This window comes from Novipirellula artificiosorum, assembly GCF_007860135.1.
Taxonomy (GTDB): Bacteria; Planctomycetota; Planctomycetia; order Pirellulales; family Pirellulaceae; genus Novipirellula_A; species Novipirellula_A artificiosorum.
Genome location: NZ_SJPV01000019.1, coordinates 34,471 through 53,263 on the forward strand (window position 1 = coordinate 34,471; position 18,793 = coordinate 53,263).

The 18,793-nt window shown below is 56.5% G+C and carries 1 protein-coding gene (cut by a window edge); it reads right to left on the minus strand.

The window, feature by feature from the left end; translation table 11 throughout:
• On the minus strand, nt 1-18,768 hold the 5' portion of the coding sequence (locus tag Poly41_RS30330) for a CARDB domain-containing protein (RefSeq protein WP_197231861.1). 16,983 nt of this gene lie to the left of the window's left edge; only the first 18,768 of its 35,751 coding nucleotides appear in the window; its start codon is at nt 18,766-18,768; its stop codon lies beyond the left edge, outside the window.
• Nucleotides 18,769-18,793 lie beyond the last annotated feature (25 nt).

The window sequence follows — 18,793 nt, forward strand, 5'->3', positions numbered from 1 at the left end:
AAGATGCGGAGCGGTGTCTCGCAATTGGCCGTTTGCATCGTAGCTGTAGAACGACCGGTCGCCGCTGGCGGCATCGATCGCCGCCGACATCTGGCCCGCTGCGTTATAACGATAGACGACGTGTTGGTTGTTTGGGCCAACGAGTTCGGACACACGTCGCTCGCCATCACGCACGATCGTCAATCGCGAACCATCCGCCGCGATGATCGCACTGTCCGTCACCCGCAAATCACCGATCCGCGTCACCGAAAAATTGTTCGGCGTCACTGAAAAGGTGTCAGGTACCGTTTTCGAGATCTCGTGACGGATTCCAGCGGGGGAAACGAGCGTGAAGGCCGCTTGGTTATCGCGAGCAACGGAGGTTTCGTATGGCAACCCGCTGCCAATGACAAAATAGCCGTTGCCAGCTTTGCGCAAACTTGCGTCAAAGCTTTCGAGTGTCCAGCCGATATCCTCGTCGGCGGTCCAAGCAGGGGCGAAGGTCTCAAAACCGCTGGTGACGTTGGTGGCTTCCGGCGTGAACGTGAAGCCAACTCGCTCGCCTGTTGGTAGCGTCAAGTAGATCCGCGTGCTGTCGGTCCATGCGGCAAATGCATCCCCGTTCGTTTCAGTGATCGCGATGTTGGGTGACACAAGCGGCCATGACCATGAGTCACCAAAGTCGGAATCAGCGGCGGTCATCGATAGTGAATCGGCGATCCGGGTGATCGGCAACTCGATCCCGCCAAGCGTGACCGTCATTTCGTTGACCGACTCGAAACGCGACCCCGTCTTGTCCGCGGAATTGATTTCGATACGACTGGTTTCGACGGTTTCCAACCCACCAAAGTCGCGGGCGGTGACCTTGAGCGTATAGAACCCGTTAGCGAATAAGGCGGGATCAAGTGTGACATGTTCACAAACTGCAGCGGTTCCGGTTTTCAGTACTGTGGCAGCCGATCCGCCAACAGAGATGAATTCAATGACAAAATCTGCCAGTCCATCGTCGCTGATTTCAATGTCAACTTCGGTTGGCTCCGTAACAATCGGCGGGGTGAGAGCGGTGATGGTGACAATCGGGGCTTCACGATCAGACGGGTTGCGTACCAAGATCGTTTGTGTCGTGGTCGTCGTGCGTCCTTCGATATCCGTCACCGTGGCGACGGCTTCGTAACGACCGGGCGAGTCCGCAACGAAGCGACCTTGACCGAGTCCGTCCAGCACAATCGGTTCACCATCGACCGTCAAGGTCGCTTCACCAATCGCTACATCGCTATCGGCGATGGGTTCGATGAGGATCGATTGGCCTGGTGTGGCCGGGAAGCTTGGCGTGGTGACAATTCGCAACTTGGGTGAGACCGGATCAAGTGATGCGATGAGTGTCAATGCTCGCTGAGTTTCCAACGCTCCGTCCGTGGCGGTCAGTCGCACGGTGTAAGTGCCTGTCTGGAAGCTTTGCGGCGTCCACTGCAGCACGTTGTCGGTTCCGACGATGTTCAACGTCGCGCCCTCGGGCAAATCACGAGCCAACAACGTGACCGCATCACCATCGGGATCACTGGCGGGTACCGTCAAAGTGAACGTCTCGCCGATTTGTGCATTACGAAGCTGGGGTGCTTCGATCTTTGGTGACCGATTCGTGTTGAGCACTTGCACTTCGATATCGAGTGAGTCGCTCGCACCGCTGGGGTCCGTCACGATGAACGGCAGCACATAGTCACCGGCCGAGTCATAATCGATATCCCATATCACGGTTCGTGTTTGTGGGTCAAAGCTGAATCCCGAAACCGAATCACCGCTGTACCCATAAACAAGCGGCTCGCCATCGGCATCACCTGCGTTGACACTGAATACCAACTGGTCTCCTTCGCGGCCAAACAGTCGTGGCAACGTGCTAAAGACAGGCGTTTGGTTCGTGTTGGTCACTGTGATCAACACATCTTCACTGCGCGATCCAGCTCCATCGGACGCTGTGATGCGAATGCGGTACGTACCCGCTTGCGTTGCCGACGGCGTCCAATCAAAGACACCCGTGGCGGGATCAAAATGGACCCCTGTGGGCAGACTTCCCGTCGATGCTCCTTGAACCAATGATGCCGAAAAGAAAACGGTATCGCTGTCGGCATCGGTCGCTTCTGCGGCAATCGTCAGCGTTTGTCCTTCGGCGATCGTTTGGGCGCCGATCGGACTCAAGTCTGGCCGCACGTTGTTATTGCGAACGGTCAGTTTGACGGTTTGCGAATCGGTCAGTACATCGCCCGCGCCGTCGTTGCCACTGTCGGCCACATGGAACGAGATCGTTGTTTCGCCAATGTCCGCAGCCGTGGGCGTCCAGCTAAAGATCGCTCGCCCATAGAAATCGGGCTCCGCAAACGCCGCGTTACTGGGTAACGTACTGGTCGTGAACGTCAAGTCATCTTGGTCAGCATCCTTGACGTTGAGTGTCAACGTGAACGGTTGCCCGACCAAAGCAACCGAATCAAACACCGGATCAAACACCGGCGGTTCGTTGTCACTGGTCGCTTGCAGAATGAATTGGACCGATTCCGAAAGTGGTAATTCACCGATCGTCTCTTTCGCCGAAACCGTCACGAGGTAATCGCCGCGATGACCGGGTTCGGGAGCCACCGAAAGCATTCCGGTTCCGTCGCCGTTATCGACAAACGTCGCCCATGAAGGCAACCCAGCGGCTTGACCGATCTTCACATTGAGTGTAATCGGCCCACCATCGGGATCTGTGGCGACAATCGGAATCTCAAGCGTTGCGCCAACGGGGACGATCTTATTCTCAATCGTGGTGATCTCGGGGCGGAAGTTGGCATCGCGGACGTTGATCGCCAATGTCACCGTGTCACTGCTGGGTGTTCCCGTCCCATCGCCATCGTCGGTTGCGGTAAAGCGAATCTCGAATCGCTCGGTATTCTTATCCCCTGTTGCATCAAAAGACGGCGTCCACAAAAAGACTTGCCGCTCGGCATCGTAAGTTGCATCCGGTGGCAGCGCATCGTGAGTGTAAACCAGATTAGGCAAAAACGCTTCGAAGTCGATGAAGAAATCTTCGCTTGTCGACAAGGGATCCGTCGGAGCGACGGGGAATTCGGGGTCGAACGCGGCAACTCGCACCGACAATGTTTGGCCTTCGAAGATGGTAAAGTCATCAATCGAAGGGAACGCTACGGGGCCGTTGAGGTTGTTGACCGTTAACGTTGTCGCCACTTGGGCAAGCGATGTACCGTCATCGGCAAAGAACGTCAACTCGAACACGCCATGTTGATCAAAGCCTGGCGTCCACTCGAAGGATCCGGTGTTCGGATCCAAGAATGCACCGGGCGGCAAATTAGGCGACAGGTATCGAATCGCATCGCCATCTTCGTCTTCGGCAAACAAGCGGAACGCGATCGCGTCGCCTTCGTTGATCGTCCGATCGGCGACGGGGGAGATCGTTGGCGGCACATTGTTGTTGGCGATCACGATATCGAACGAGACGCTGGATTCGACGAAGCCATCACTGGCGATCAGCGTCACGTTTTCATACTCGCCCGCATCATCGCCACCCGGTCGCCAACGCAGTGCCTGTCCGAGGTGGTCGAACACCGCGCCCGGCGGTAAATGATCGGCAAAGTAGAAGAGGTCATCGCCATCCGGATCAAACGCACTGACGGGTATTTCGATAAAATCGCCTTCGGTCGCAAATCGGTCCCCGACTGGCGCAAGGATCGGAGCACGGTTGGCTCCCGACACATCAACGGTCCATGTTTGTCGGCGGTAGGCACCACGAGCGTCATAGGCACGCAGTTCAAACTGAGCGACGGGACTGTTTCGCTTCAACGGCATCCATTCGATCGCGCCGGTCTCGGAATTGACCTTGGCTCCTTCAGGCGCATCCGTCAGCACATAGCGGAGATTCGCACCGTCGGGATCTTCCGCTTCGGCAACGTAATCATACTGGCCACCGACTGCGGCAGTTGTCACGGGCGAAGAAAGGAACAACGGCAATTCATTCGGGGGCAACGTTGCCAAGACAATGGGATCAAAGTTCAGATCCAGTAAATTTGGATTAGCGATCGTGATGGTTTGAGCGACTGCGGAAGTACGTGCTGCCAACACCGCTCCATCCACCATCAGCTGGAATCCGTTGGCATCCGCAGGTGCGCCATTGTTTCCGAAGAAGACGACGGAGTCGTCACCAAGCCCGTTGAAGAGAATGTTGATTGGCCCCGCGATATCGAAGTCGGCGGTGTTGCTGATAACAACATCAAACAACAGCGTTCCGTCGGCGCGATTGATTCGCGTGTTCTCGTACGAAACCTCTGTCGAGATCGAAACGTCTTCAAATATTCGGAAGGTCGTCGAGAAACCGCTGCCGCCGATCGGGACTCCTTGTTCGCTTTCGATCGATGGTGCGACGGTCAATTCATATTCCGCAGGTGGTAAGGACTCGAACAGCAATTCGCTCGTTCGTGAACCGGCATCGTAACGCACTGCGCCGATGGAAACGTCTTGCCCCGTTTCTTTGTTAAGAATCTTATAGTTGGTCGGACGTGTTGCACTGGCAGGTTTTGCGGTATCGGTAGCGTTGAGTGAGACATCGAATACAAGCGAAGCACGGTTGTTGCCATCTTGGATAATCGTTTCGATCACGCGAGGTGCCGCGACAGAGAAGAAGACATCGACTTGCCCGCCTTGTGTGACCAGGAATCGGTCGCCGCTGAGCGGTTCGATCCCTTCAACGCGTCCGCTTCCGCTGGTTGCGATTGTGGTTTGCCGCAGGGAAAGGGGATCGACGATCGAAACACGGCCGTTCTTTTCGTGTCCTACGATCAACGCTCCTTCGAGGAGTGATCCCGGCGAACCGAACGCCAACGATTCTGCGCCGCCGTCGACCGTGGCAATGCGCTCAGCCCTGCCGCGGAAGTTGAATCGCAAGATTTGGCCACCCGATGGCCAGGCGGTCCCGTACAGTGTTCCATCCGCGGCGACCGCCATCGCATCGACGCGAATGTCGCTGAACGGTGTCAGTTTCCGCGAGGCGGTGTCGAAGCGACTGATGCCAGAGGTTGTCGAAACATAAAGTGCCGTTTCGCCAGGAATTGCGGCGATCCCCAAAGCGATGCCGGAAGAGATTTCATCCAGCACCGCACCGGTAGCCGGATCGAGCTGCAACAGCCCTTGGCCGCCCGTGGATGCCCAAAGCTGTCCTGCCGCATCGAACGCCAATTCATAGATGGGCGTGGAACCCGTGGCCAACGCCGTCGGCTCACTCGATTGTGAGTCAATTCGGTAAAGCTGATTCCGTCCGGCACCACCGGACACGTACAGACTGCCATCGGGTCCAACGGCCATTGCCAATGCACCGATTCCTGCACCCGAGTCACCAGGAATCGTTGCAAAGCGTTCGGCTGCTAAGGGGCGGGTCACTCGTGCGAACTGGCTTGGCCGCGTCGCACTCGTTCGCGATGGAATTCCGAACGCCGATTCTTCGAACAAACGATCGGCGACCGTTTCCGCTTGACGCTCGGCCTTGGGAAGCGGTGGTGCGGCCACGACCGTCGCCGGAGCGGCGCCGCCTAGATTGATCTCTGGCACGAGTCGCGGCACGCGGATGCCGTCAGCCACGGGCTCGACATTCCCTGCCGCATCGATCGATCGCACTAAGAAGGTGGGGGTTTCGCCCGTGGTTGCTTCGTACACAAACGACGTTGCACTCGTTCGATACAAAACGCTACGGAACCGAGTACCACCGTCGCGAGAGACCAGCAGCGAATAGGCTGCCACGCCGCTGCCCCCTTCGTCGTCCGCCGCCGACCAATTCACTTGATAACGATCTCCGCCAATGGGTGTCGCCGTGTACGTGCTGACCGGAGCAACGGCATCGAGCGTTGCCGCGGTCACCAGCGAATCGACCGGGGCCCCACCGTCGACGATCACTCTGGCGGAGAGCAAGATTTCATCGCCGGTCCGTACTTCGTTTTCTTCGTCACCCGCCGCATTGGTATCGTTCGCACTGACAAAGAACCCGACCTTGACCGATTCACCCGGTTGTAACAAACCGATCGCGGAATCCCTCGGCGGTAAACCGTCACGAGGATCAATTGCACGAAGCAGATACGTGGCAACTCGCGTAGTTGCGTCCACCCCAGCGGTGACTTGTAATTGATAGCCGTCGCTGTCAAACAGATCGAATTCGCCCACAAAATTCGGTCGACCGGGAGGCAGCGCAATCGTGCGGCTGCCGAGCCGAATGTCGGACAATTGGAAGGATCGTTCGTCAAGCGTTTCGTCGAGCGGAACGACGATGCGAATCTCGCGAGCTGCTTCGGACGAGTCGTTGTCGTAGGTCATCGTGACCGCATAGGGCAGTGGCGTTTCAATGGGAACAAAGTTGAGTTCACCAAAACCGGTTGGCGCGGTCATCGTCACCCGTTCGGAAACCTGATCGCCGATGCCGTCGGTATCGAATACGATATCCTCGACGACTTCGCCGCCATCGAAACGTGGCGGTGGCCCCGCTCGCAATTCGAATGCGACAAACGAGGTCGGATTGGGGAGTCCGAGATCATAGTCTTCTCGTTCTGGAACGGTACCTCCGCCATTGACCTCTTCGGTGTGCCCAAAATAGACGCGAAGTTTTTCGATTAACTCGCTCAGTGTCGTCTCGGCGGTTGCTAAGTTCGCGGCTGCGTCGTCGATGATCCCGGCACCCGCATCTCCACCCAACAGTCCACCGATGGCGCTGAAGAACAAATTGACATTGTCCGACGAAGCCGTTGCGGTCGGTGGTGAGTCCTCTTCACGAAGCAGTCCCGTGTCGGCGAGTGCCGTCAGGAACAAGTCGGTGAATGCAGCGGAATCAGCCGCGATCGACGTGAGAGCGATGGGAGCGTCGTCGTCGCCAAGAATCACATCTCGCAGTCGGGCTGCTTCAGCGCGTTGATATTCGACATACTGCTGACTGGTCAGCGGCGTTGCCGCAGCGGTGACGTAGAAGTCAAACCCCAAATCATCGAGCTCGCCCGGGCCCAGTTCTTTCAAGAAATTCGGGTTTGTTTCCAGCAGTTCGCGCAGTCCTGGGTAGATCGTCACCGCGCTACCGACTTCGGTCACACCGCTTGCGGGCAAATCGATCGCGACAGCTCGAGCGGTCAACACGCCATCGAGATTGAGTTCAGGGGTGACGCTGCTGAAGTCGAAGGTCGAAATCGAATCGAACAGCGGCGCGATCGTTCCTGCATCCCCACGAAGACCCGAAACGAACTGGATCGCGGGACCAGGAATCAAGTCTTGGCGTTTATTCTTGATATTTGGAAAAGCGTATTCAATGATCGTGTAAGGCGTATCGACATTGGCAAGGTTCTGAGCTGCAAACCCATACGCACCGGTCGCCCCGAGATCAATTTGCGCCGGGCCACCCACACCAACGTTCACTTCGAGCGGATCGGCGGCTTCGACTTGGAATCGATAGGGATCGATCGCGACACGTCCGTCGGGGTGAATCACCTGCACGTCATACAAGCCATGTGGCGCGTCGCGAAGGTCAAAAACGGCAATGATTTTTGTAGCGTCGACTCGAGTGACGGACACCGGTGCGAACTCAGCGAAGGTCGGGCGGACCAAACGAACGGCCGCTTGCTCGGGGAACTCGGCTCCGGAAATCGTCATCGTTACGTAGCGATCATCACCCCCGGAATCTGGGGTCACCCCCGTGATCCCAAACGGAATCCGGGTGGCATTCATCGTGATCGGATACTCGTTGCGGTTGCGAGGATCGTAGGTTTGCTCTTCCAAGTCGACTCGCACCCCAGCGCGCGCCATGATGAAATAGCGTCCGCCGAGTGTTTCGGGAATCAGCAACGATTGATCGGCCTTCAAATAACCTTGATAGGCGGCATCAAAGTCAAATGGCCGTGGTAACCCTTCGTGCTTGGCATAGAGCTCATGAGAACCCACATCGGTTGTGCTGTCCAAATCGATGCGAATCGTTTGCCCTGGCGACGTATCGAGTTGGAACAGTCGCGAAACACCTTCGGCCAACTGATCTTCGAGCGGGATATCGAGCCGAATGAGCGGCACGGTCACTGCGACCGAATCGGCAGACGGCAGGTCGTTGTTACGATTGTTCTCACCCTCGATAACGTCGTCAAAAATGTCGGTTCGGACAATGATTTGGTAATCGTCGGGCAGAACGACCGGAATTTCAAAGTCGAGCGATGCGGTATAGGTATCACCCGGGTCGAGGGTGCGAACGAAGTTGGCTTCGACTCGGCCCAGCAACCGATCGCCAACATCCCAAATGTTATCCGCAGATAGGTAGACGGCATCAGCGATTCGTGCTCGCGCTCGCACATCGCCACGGTTTTCCACCGTCCAGGAAACCGTCAACACATCCCCCACGCCACCGGAGCTTGGCGCAGCGATATCGATGACTTGCAAATCAGACGGTGGTGGCTGGACGATCAACATCGGCGTATCGGCAACGCGGATGTTGTTGGTTTCGTCCGTTTCCAGGACCTCGCCGTCGGGCCGCGACGCGCCGGGCACATCGGTCGCAACAATCACGTAATAGTCGCCAACCAAACCACGAGGCACGCGAACCGTTTCGGTAATCGTGCCCGTCTCGCTGGGACCGAGAGCATCGGTACGTTTTATTTGCTTGACATAATGATCACTCGATACATCCAAGAATCGGTCTCGCGACAGGTAGACACGATCGTAGTACGGTGTTTGCCGGGACGGAATGGCTCCACCATCGTTGCTGTAGACATAGCTAAACGAAAAATCCTCTCCTACGTCGATTCGAGTGGTGTTGGTGAGTGAATCAATCGTCAGATCCGGTGCGGGGACGAATTGCACGTCCAACAGCAGACTTGCCTGATTGTCACCTTCGCCTTCAAACTCCAATACCTTGTCGTTGACCGCGCCCAATCGTGTCGGCCCGGCCGATTGGGGATAGGGCAGCGGCCGTCCGTAGCTGCGCGAGGAGAATGTCGAATCGGCAAACGCAATCAAGTAAAAGTCGCCACCGATGTTGTCGGGCATTCGGACTTGGAAGTTGACATCATAGCTATCGCCAATCCCGAGTGTTTCGAGCTGTTGGTTGTTGCCTAATTCAATGTCGTATGCATCGATCGACGTATCGGTGGATAAGAACACGCGATCCGCCCAGCGATCGACGCGAGTGGCTCGGGTGCCTGAATTGGTAACCGTGAAGGACACGTCCAGAAGACTTCCACTATCGGGATCGACGGGGACCGCAACCAGGTCGCTGATCGTCAAATCGGCTTCGGCATACTCGACCGCGATTTCATTGGACACCTTGAAGTTGTTTGACTTGTTGCCGTCTTCCCAAGGCTTATCGGCGAGGTAGCCGACCCAGTCGGGAAAGGAGCCTTTGCTCCATCGGTTCAAGACGGGATGGCCGTAGCGATTGACCGTGATGTTGGTAAAGACGTGTGCATACCACTTGCCACTGCTGCCCGGCGGCGTGGCGACGACGATCGAATCGGAATAGGTTTCGCCGGGGCCGATCGGATCGTCCAGAACTCGGACTTTCGATCCGGCCAAGATCGCGCGGCTGGCATCGAAGACGAGGTCTTTCGATAGATAGATGTATTGTCGGACCGAATCGGTATCGGCAGCCGTCGCATGGTCGCCTTCGTTTCGCACGATCCAGTTGACCGTGATCGGTTCGCCCGATTGGCTCTGGGGCGTTGCCGTTACGGTTTCGACAACCAAGTCCGTCAGCGCGTCATCGACGGGCAATTCAGCAGAACCGACATTGTTGTCGTCGAAGGGTCCTTCGTAAACCAATTGCAAGGTATTCGTGGGACCCGCGAGAATGGCCCGCAGTTCGGTTTGCGAAAACTTCTTTAAATCGCTGATCTTCGTTTCACCGAGCGGTTTCCCCGTTGCCGCTTCGACTCGTTTCAAGACCGCGGCAACTTCATCGAGAAATTTTGCCTCTTGCGTCAGTGCAATGCGTGGATCGACATTCGTTCGCACCAACACGTGTGAACTGCTGGCGGTGGGGGGGAGCGTAAACTCGGCCGCTTGCGAATAGGATTGGTTCGGTTGTAAACGCCCGGCATGAGGCAGTGCAAAGACGAGTTGGTCAGACGGATCCCAGATGCTGTCATCGGAGAGATAGATCGCATCGGCCCAACTTTCGCGATCGGTCGCAACGGTACCGATATTGTCCACGGTCCAACTCAGCGATAGCTTCGCGCCACCAACGATTGGCAGCGGGATACCATTGTCATCCGTTGGTACGGTCACCTCGGCAACTCGCAAATCGGCGGGTGGTGTCAACAGTACGTTTAGCGGCGTGCTGCCGAAATTGCTGCCTTCCAAGTTGTTTGGTGCATCGGGGTTCACGTTCGATTCGAACGCTGCCTCATAGACTCGGCCATAGCCATCGGCGTAAACCGTTAAGAAATACTGTCCTGTTAATCCAGCCGGGATATTCACGGTCGTTTCCGCCAGATAGCTTTCGCCAACTTCCAACACGCCGCTGTGTCCGTAGGTGCCGATCAAACGGTCACCGCGAGAAGACTTTGGGCCGTCTTTGCCGAGCGTTAGCCAAATTTGATCGGTCCACGATCCAGGAACGGTTGGACCGGAACCACGGTTGGCGACTTCGTAGCGAACGGTGAACGAGGAATCATCAAACGAATCGCCAGGCCCCTGGATAAAGTCAACGACCAAGTCGGGCGGCGGCACGGGATTGGCATCGATCGCCAGTGCTTTCGCGTCACGATTATTGTTTTCGCTTGGAAATTCATCGACGGCTCCCCTGGCATCGGTTTGCACCAGGATGAACCAATTTCCCGAGAGCGCCCGTGGGATCAAGAAGGTTGCCTCGGTCACGTATTCCGTGGACAAACCGTTGGCGGATCCCGGAAAACCGAGAGCCGAACCGTTGTCGAGTTCGCCCAGTAGAATCGCGCCGGACGTGCTGCTGGACGATGACGATAACCAAACGCGATCTTTCCAGCGGCTTCCGGCCGAGGGTGTATCGGCCGTGCCGAGGTTGCGTACCTTGAAACGGACATCAAGGATCGTGCCAGCGGTGATCGCGGCAGGGTAATCGCTCTCTACCGTGACTTGCAAATCAGGCCGTGGGCGTAGATTGATTTGGAACGGGTCGCTAAATCCGGTGTTCCGCAAATCGTCCGTTTCAAAGATGCTCTTATCCGTATCCGTATCGATAAAGAAGCGGAATTGGCCCGTCGTTCGCGGCAGCGTGACGATCTCGGTCCGTGTGACGGTTTTACCTGCGTCGATCGGATCGTCGAACGTGTATTTACCGAATGGGTACGTCTCTCCGCCGCCTGTGGACTGTAGATACAGCTTGTCACGCCATCCGGTCTCGGTTGTTTCGCCTTGATTCTCAATCGTCCAGGTGACTTCCACTTGGGTGCCATCCACAAACTCGGTCGCATCACCGATCGAAACACTTTGCACGACAAGATCGGCATTGGGCGGCGGAATGTAAAAGACATCGATCGCTTCGCTGCGAGCTTGGTTGCCGCCGCCGTCTTCACTGAGTGGTGCTAGCGAGTTGTAGACGAATTCGAAAGGTCCGCCGGTTCGCACAAACACGTAATGTTCGCCGTCGGTGTCTCGCGGCAGGATAAAACTTTCGGTACGCGTGTACGCCGCGCCCGCTGATAGTGCTCCGCCATGCGTGCTACTGCCGATCAATCGCAGTCCTGTCGCACCGGTCGGATCGGAGGATAGGTAGACGTAGTCGGTCCAAGAATCTCGGTCGGTCGTGCCGGTGGCGCGTGCTTCGTTATTGCGGACGGTCCAGCTGACGTCGAGCGGTTGCCCGGAGGATGGCGAACCGGTCGTACTGACCGAATCGACAACCAAATCGCTGTAGGTTGTTCGCGAAACGTCGACGAACGATGGCGGTGTGGCAACATTCGGTGCATCATCAGCGAGTTCAAAGACGGCGTCGTTCACGTCGGTTTGAACAAACAGAGTGAAACGGCCTTGAGTACGAGCTGCTAAGGGGATGATTTCCGTGCGAGAGTATTCCGCATCGACCGGGACGATGCCGGTGTGTGTATAGCTGCCCAGAACGATATCGTCGGCATCGCCAAGAACGTCGTCGGTCGATAAGACCACGCGGTCGGTCCACGTGCTGACGCGGCCGGGTCCATCACCCACATTTTTCACGGTCCACGAAACCGTCAAATCCACCGGATCGCCGATGATCAACTCCGGTGCGGTGACCCCGGTCACCGTTAAGTCGGCGTACGGGAATAGCGAAATCTCGATCGGGTCGCTCGCGACCGCCGATGTCGCTTCGCCATCCCCTTCATTCACGCTGTTCTCGGAATCGGGAACCACGATGAAGTGATGCGGACCGCTGATTGCTTCAGGAAGAGAGACCGTGAGCGATCGGGCAAGCGTTGCGTCGATCACCATATCGTCGGATGTTGACAATTTACCGAGCAACACATCGTCCGTGGAAAAAACATCGTCGGTCGACAGATAGACGGCATCGGTCCAATCAGCCGTGGCGGTTTTGTCGCCGCGGTTGGTGATCGTCCAATTCACCGTCACTTCTTCGCCACTGATCGGTGTCTGTCCTGCCGTTAATGCCACGCCGCTAGCAACCAAATCGGGTAAGGGCGCGACGGCGATGGTGATCGCGGAATTCGACGACGTCGTATTGTTGCCTTCGGCCGTCGGTTCTTGAACACGGTTCGACGAATCGGTTTGGACGATGACGAAATAGTTGCCGGCCGCGACCGAGGCGGGAACGATCAACGATGCGGTCATCGTGTAGGAAGCGTTCGATCCGAGCGCGCCAGTATGGGTGACGTTGCCAAGAAAGATATCGCCGCCAAAGTCGGTATCACTACTGAGGTACAACCGATCGGTCCACGAGTCGACCGTCGTGGTCGCTGTGCCGTCGTTACGGACTCGCCACGTCACGTCGATCGAATCGCCAATGAATCCGTTTGTCGGCACCGAAATCGCATCGACAATCAAGTCGGCGGGGGGATCTTCGAGTTCGATGGTGATCGGACGAACGAGTCGATTGTTTGTTTCAACTTTTTCGAAGATCTGGCTCGAAGAATCGGTACGAACGATGATGAAGTATTCGCCGCTGATGCCAAAGGGAATCGCCGCATCAATCGATCCGATGTAGGTTCCATCGACCGGCAGCACTTCGTCGTGAACCAAGGTGCCGAGCAAACGATCGTCGCCATTGCCGTAGATTTCGTCTTGTGACAGCACCACGCGGTCAGTCCACGGATTTGCGGACACAGCATCGCCGATGTTTGTCACCGCCCACTCGACAGTGACGTTTTCCCCGTTTTTAGCCGCGTCGTTCGCTGAAATCGAATCAATCGTGAGATCAGGAGTGGCAAAAGAGACGGTCGCGATGAAACGATCTTCATCGACTTCACCGAACGTACCGTCGCCGTCTTGGTCCATTGCGTTGCCGGACGGATCCAAAATGTTGGGACCGATCGTGAACGTGTATTCGCCAAGTGTGCTCTGGGTTGGGAACGAAATGCGGACCATGTCGCTGTCTCGCGCGACGACTTGGTTGACTGCGATCACACCGTTGGGACCGATCAACGAAACGTCTTGCGGAGTAAACGTCGACACATCGATCGCTTCGTCAAACGTGACATCGACATAGAAATAGGGTTTGGTCACAAAGTCAGGTGTGTACGACATAATCCTCGGGCCGCCCGAATCAAGAGTGAAGCTCGACGTGAAAACGTCGTCGCCGACTTCACCCGCCGTGCCATCTTGGTCTTGGTCCATCGCGGTGCCTGCAACATCCGTCAGATTGGGGCCGATCGCAATGCTGTAGCCACCGGCACTGGTGACGGCAGCGAACGAAAGGGTGTAGGTCAAGGCGTCATCCGACGTGATGCCTGTGATGGGGATGACTCCATCCGGACCGGAGAGTGTGATATCGGCGACACCGAATGTGTTGGCGTCGAGCGCTTCGGAGAAGGTAACACCAACGGACGCGAGTGGGGCGGGGATTGTACCGACAGGTACAAAGTCGGTGACGACCGGACCGGCGCCGGCCAAGGTTAGAGTGCTCTCGTAGCGGTCGTCAATTTCGCCGGGGATCGCGTCGCCATCGCTGTCCATGAAAGTGCCGCCAACATCCGTGATGCCGGGTCCAACGATGATTTCGTAATTCCCATCGGCTGTCGAACGAGTCAAGTTGATACGATACCTCGTGTCGGTAATCCGCTCGACGCTGTTTGCGGCCACGCGTCCGGCTGGACCGACAACACGCACGTCGCTTGTGGAAAAGCTGCCTTGATCAATAGGGACGTTGAAGGTGACTTCCAAGGACTCCAACGCGCCGACTTTCGTCCCCGTAGGTGACTGGGATACGATCCGTAGCGGTTGTCGATCGACGCTGATAGTGCTGAGGTAAACATCGTCCGTTTCACCGCCAACGCCGTTTGCGTTCTGATCGTGCAGGTTACCTGAAACGTCTTTGGCCGTTGGCTGAATGCGAAGTTCATAGTCGCCATCGATCGGTTGAGGGGGAAACGTCAACCGAAACGTGGTGCCGGTATCGTCGATCGATTCGACGCCGAGCGTTGGAATGCCGTTGTTGAATTCCGCATCATCGCCGACCAGATAGAAATCATCATCAAATGCCGTCTTCGTTCCCTGGGCGACGGACAGTTCAAATCCCGATGTGCCGGTCAGCTCATAGAACACGAAATTCAGCGGGTACTCGCCGGCGACAGGAAAATCGAACGTAACCAAATCGGTTGAAAAAGCACGCCCGGCGGAATATTCGGCGGAAAAATCACCGATTTCTAGACGGTATCCGTCGTCGCTGCCGATCGCGAAGGTCCACGGACCCGCCTTGGGGACGACCAAAGTTGCGGTCGCTTCCAAAGCGAAATAGTTGTCATCCCCTGGTCCATCTAACGGGTTCAACCGATTGTTGTCAAAATTTGATCCTTGGGGGCCATAGTTGATGACCGGGGGGTTATCGAACAGGGTTTCGGCTTGGTTCTCACTATCGTCCAGCACAGCCAACGCGCCGGCAAGATCGCTGAACGACTCGGCTGCACGAACTGCCGTGACAGCGAAACCATCCGTCAATGACAACGGGGCAAACGCATCAAGTGCAGCTCGAACCGCTGGACTGATCAATTCCACCGATGCAGGAGTCAGTGTCGCGGGATCGATCGGTTCGTTGAAGGTCACGGTGAGCGAGGACAGTACCGACGAAGTGGTATCGGCCGGTGTTTGCGAAACGATTCGCGGCCCGGCCTTGTCGACGATGAACGATCCGTGGAAGAGATCGTCGGAAGGTTCGCCGGCGGTGCCATCTTGATCTTGGTCCATCGCCGTACCAGAAGAACCAAGAATCTCCGGACCGACCGACAACGTGTAGCTGCCTGCGTTATGGATGACGCCTGACAAGGTCACCTCGAACGCCCGGTCACTGATGGGGCGAACCGATTGGACCGAAGTGGTGCTTGGCCCCGACAGAGAGAAGTCGCTGACATCGATCGAATCGGCGATGATTGGCGAATCAAACACGACCAGCAATCGATCCTGACCTTGGCCCAGATCGATCGTTCCCTGGTCACGAAGAGCAACCATCTCGGCATCGCTGACGCCACGATCGATGATCGAAACCTCGTCGATGCGACCTGAAAAGAATCCCGCATTATTGAATGTCGAACTACCGATACGAACGCCGGCGGTCGAGGGAGCGTAAGGCGTACCGATATCGAGACTGGCTCGTAGGACACCATCCGTGAAGAGGTAGCAGATGTTGTCGCGCAGTGTTGCCGCCACATGGGTCCAAACACCCTGCACGGCCGTCACGCCACTATCGAGAATTTGGCCTTTCACGATCGCGGCAAATTTTCCCTCGACAATTTCGATGGCCCAGTCTCGAAATTCCGCCCGCGTCCCCACGATCCCCGCTGAACCGCTGGCGTCGGTCGGGTTGACCCATGCCGCAACGGTCCACTCGCTCGCAGGAGCCCAGTTGCCCAGGTTCACGTAGTCGCCATCACCGTCGAGCGCGAACGAAGAACCCACAACACGTCCGGTCTCGAATCCGGCATCGCCGACGAGGGTTCCGTTTCGAGACCCGTGCTCATCGAGTACCGATTCGTCAGCCTCATAGCGATGGTGAATTGGGGTGGGGATCGGAGCGAGTTTCTGTAGCTCGAGGGCGCGTGGCCCCACCGGACGCGGCGGTACCGACAGAAACGCGCCGTAATCAACAAAATTGCTAACCGGTGTGCCAAGCGGATTGTCGTTGACGAATCCGTCAGTACCCGACGGATCGTGTGGACCACCCGGATGCCCCCAGTAGTTTCCGGTGAATATCGCATTGGTTCGATCCGTACCGAGATTTCTGGCGCCGAACGAGGTTTGACCCACAAAGCTGCTACCCGTTACCGTTGCAGTCGATCCGTTGTCGATCAAGACACCTTCGACACCACCAAAGAAATCGGAATCGGTGAGGGTCGCATTGCCATCGTCAATGTGCACGCCTTGCGTATCAACATCAATCACTCGCAGTCGTGTTAGCTCTACATCGGCACCGCCGTGGATTCGCACCCCACGATTGTTCGATGAAGTGATCGTTGTGTCGATCACGGAGGCGTCCTCACGCATATCAATAGCCGCAACACTGTTGCCGTTATTGGGACCCGAGGTCGAACCGGCATAGCGGACTTCGACGTTGGCCAGAACCGATTCGTCGGACCACAGATAGATCGATTCCCAATTGCCCGGTGTTGGCGAAGTCGCATCGCCGTCAGCATTCGAATCGCCACCGATGGTGTCGTCATGAACCGATGTGAAAACGATCGGCGCATCGACCGTCCCCGTTGCCTTGAGAATTCCTGGGTTGGCACTGATGTATTGAGCGTGTGCGATTTTGATCACGCTGCCGGGAACAATCGAAAGCGTCGCAGGCGTGCCAGCGTCTTCGCTGACAATCACATCGTTGGTCAAGTGAATCGGCAAACCGCCAAAGTCCCAAGTGCGATCGGTTCTCAGGGCTCCACCAGCCAGTTGCACATGATCGCCGCCCGCGTTGTTGCGGGCCGTGACGCCGTCGTAGGTTGGATCGGCAGCAAAGGCTTGGCGAATCGCGAACGCATCGCTATTGGTGATTACGACGTTTTGAAACGTCGAAGTTCCCGACTCAATATCGATTCCGATGAAGTCGCTGTCAGAGATCCGAACATTGCTGAGCGATGGACTGGCATTGATTTCAACCGCACCGAGGCTGTCACCATTATTGGGACCCGAGGTCGAACCGGCATAGCGGACTTCGACGTTGGCAAGAACCGATTCGTCGGAAAATAGATAGATCGATTCCCAGTTGCCCGGTGTTGGCGAGGTCGCATCGCCATTGGCATTTGAATCGCCAGCAACGGTGTCGTCATGAACCGATGTGAAGACGATCGGCGCATCGACCGTCCCCGACGCCAAAAGAATTCCCGGATTGGCACTGATATATTGTGCGTGTGCGATTTTGATCACGCTGCCGGGAACAATCGAAAGCGTCGCAGGAGTACCAGCGTCTTGGCTGATAATCACGTCGTTGGTCAAGTGAATCGGCAAACCGTCAAAGTCCCAAGTACGATCCGTTCTCAGGACTCCACCAGCCAGTTGCACATGATCGCCGCCCGCGTTGTTGCGGGCAGTGACGCCGTCATAGGTTGGATCGGCAGCGAAGGCTTGGCGAATCGGGAACGCATCGCTGTCGGTGATCAAGACGTCTTGAAATGTTGGAGTTCCCGACTCAATATCGATTCCGATGAAGTCGCTGTTGGAGATGCGAACATGACTGAGCGATGGACTGGCATTGATTTCAACCGCACCGAGGCTGTCGCCATTATTGGGGCCCGAGGTCGAACCGGCGTAGCGGACTTCGACGTTGGCCAGAACCGATTCGTCGGAGACAAGATAGATTGATTCCCAATTGCCCGGCGTTGGCAGCGTCGCATCGCTATTCGCATTGGAATCACCGCCAACGGTGTCATCATGCGTCGAGGTGAAAACGATCGGAGCGTCAACGGTCCCTTCCGCTTTCAAAATTCCTGGATTGGCACTGATGTATTGAGCGTGTGCAACCTTGATCACGCTGCCGGGAACTACGGTCAATGTGGCCGGAACACCGTCTGCCTGACTCACGACAATATTGTTCGTCAAGTGAACCGGCAAACCAGCAAAGTCCCAGATACGGTCGGTTGTGATCGTTCCTCCAGCCAATTGAACATGATTGCCTCCGAGATTGCTGTTTGCGGTCACGTTGTCGTACGTTGGTTCGGCCGGAAATGCCTGTCGGATCGCTGCGGAATCACTTCGGGTGATCTGTAGGTTCTTCAGTGACGGTTTTCCCGATTCGATATCGATGCCAACAAAATTGCTATCGCGAATCAACACATCGGATAGTTGCGGAGACGCACCGCTGCGAATTTCAACCGCGCCGACGCTATTGCCATTGTTGGGACCCGAAGTCGAACCTGCGTAGCGGACCTCAACGTGCGTCAGTCGTGCTGCGTCGCTATCGAGGTAAAGTGATTCCCATTGGCCCGGAACAGGAACGCTGTCGATCCCATCGGTCAAATCTTCGCCAACGCTGTCATCTTGGACGGAGGTAAACACAACGGGCTCGGCCATGGTGCCGATCGCATCAAGTGTCCCGACCGAGTAGAGCCAATGGCCTTGTTCAAACTTGATCACGGTCCCCGGATCGATCGACAGCGTCGCGTTTTGGGCAACGGTTACGTTACTGGTCACCCGGATTGTCCCCGACCAGGTTTCG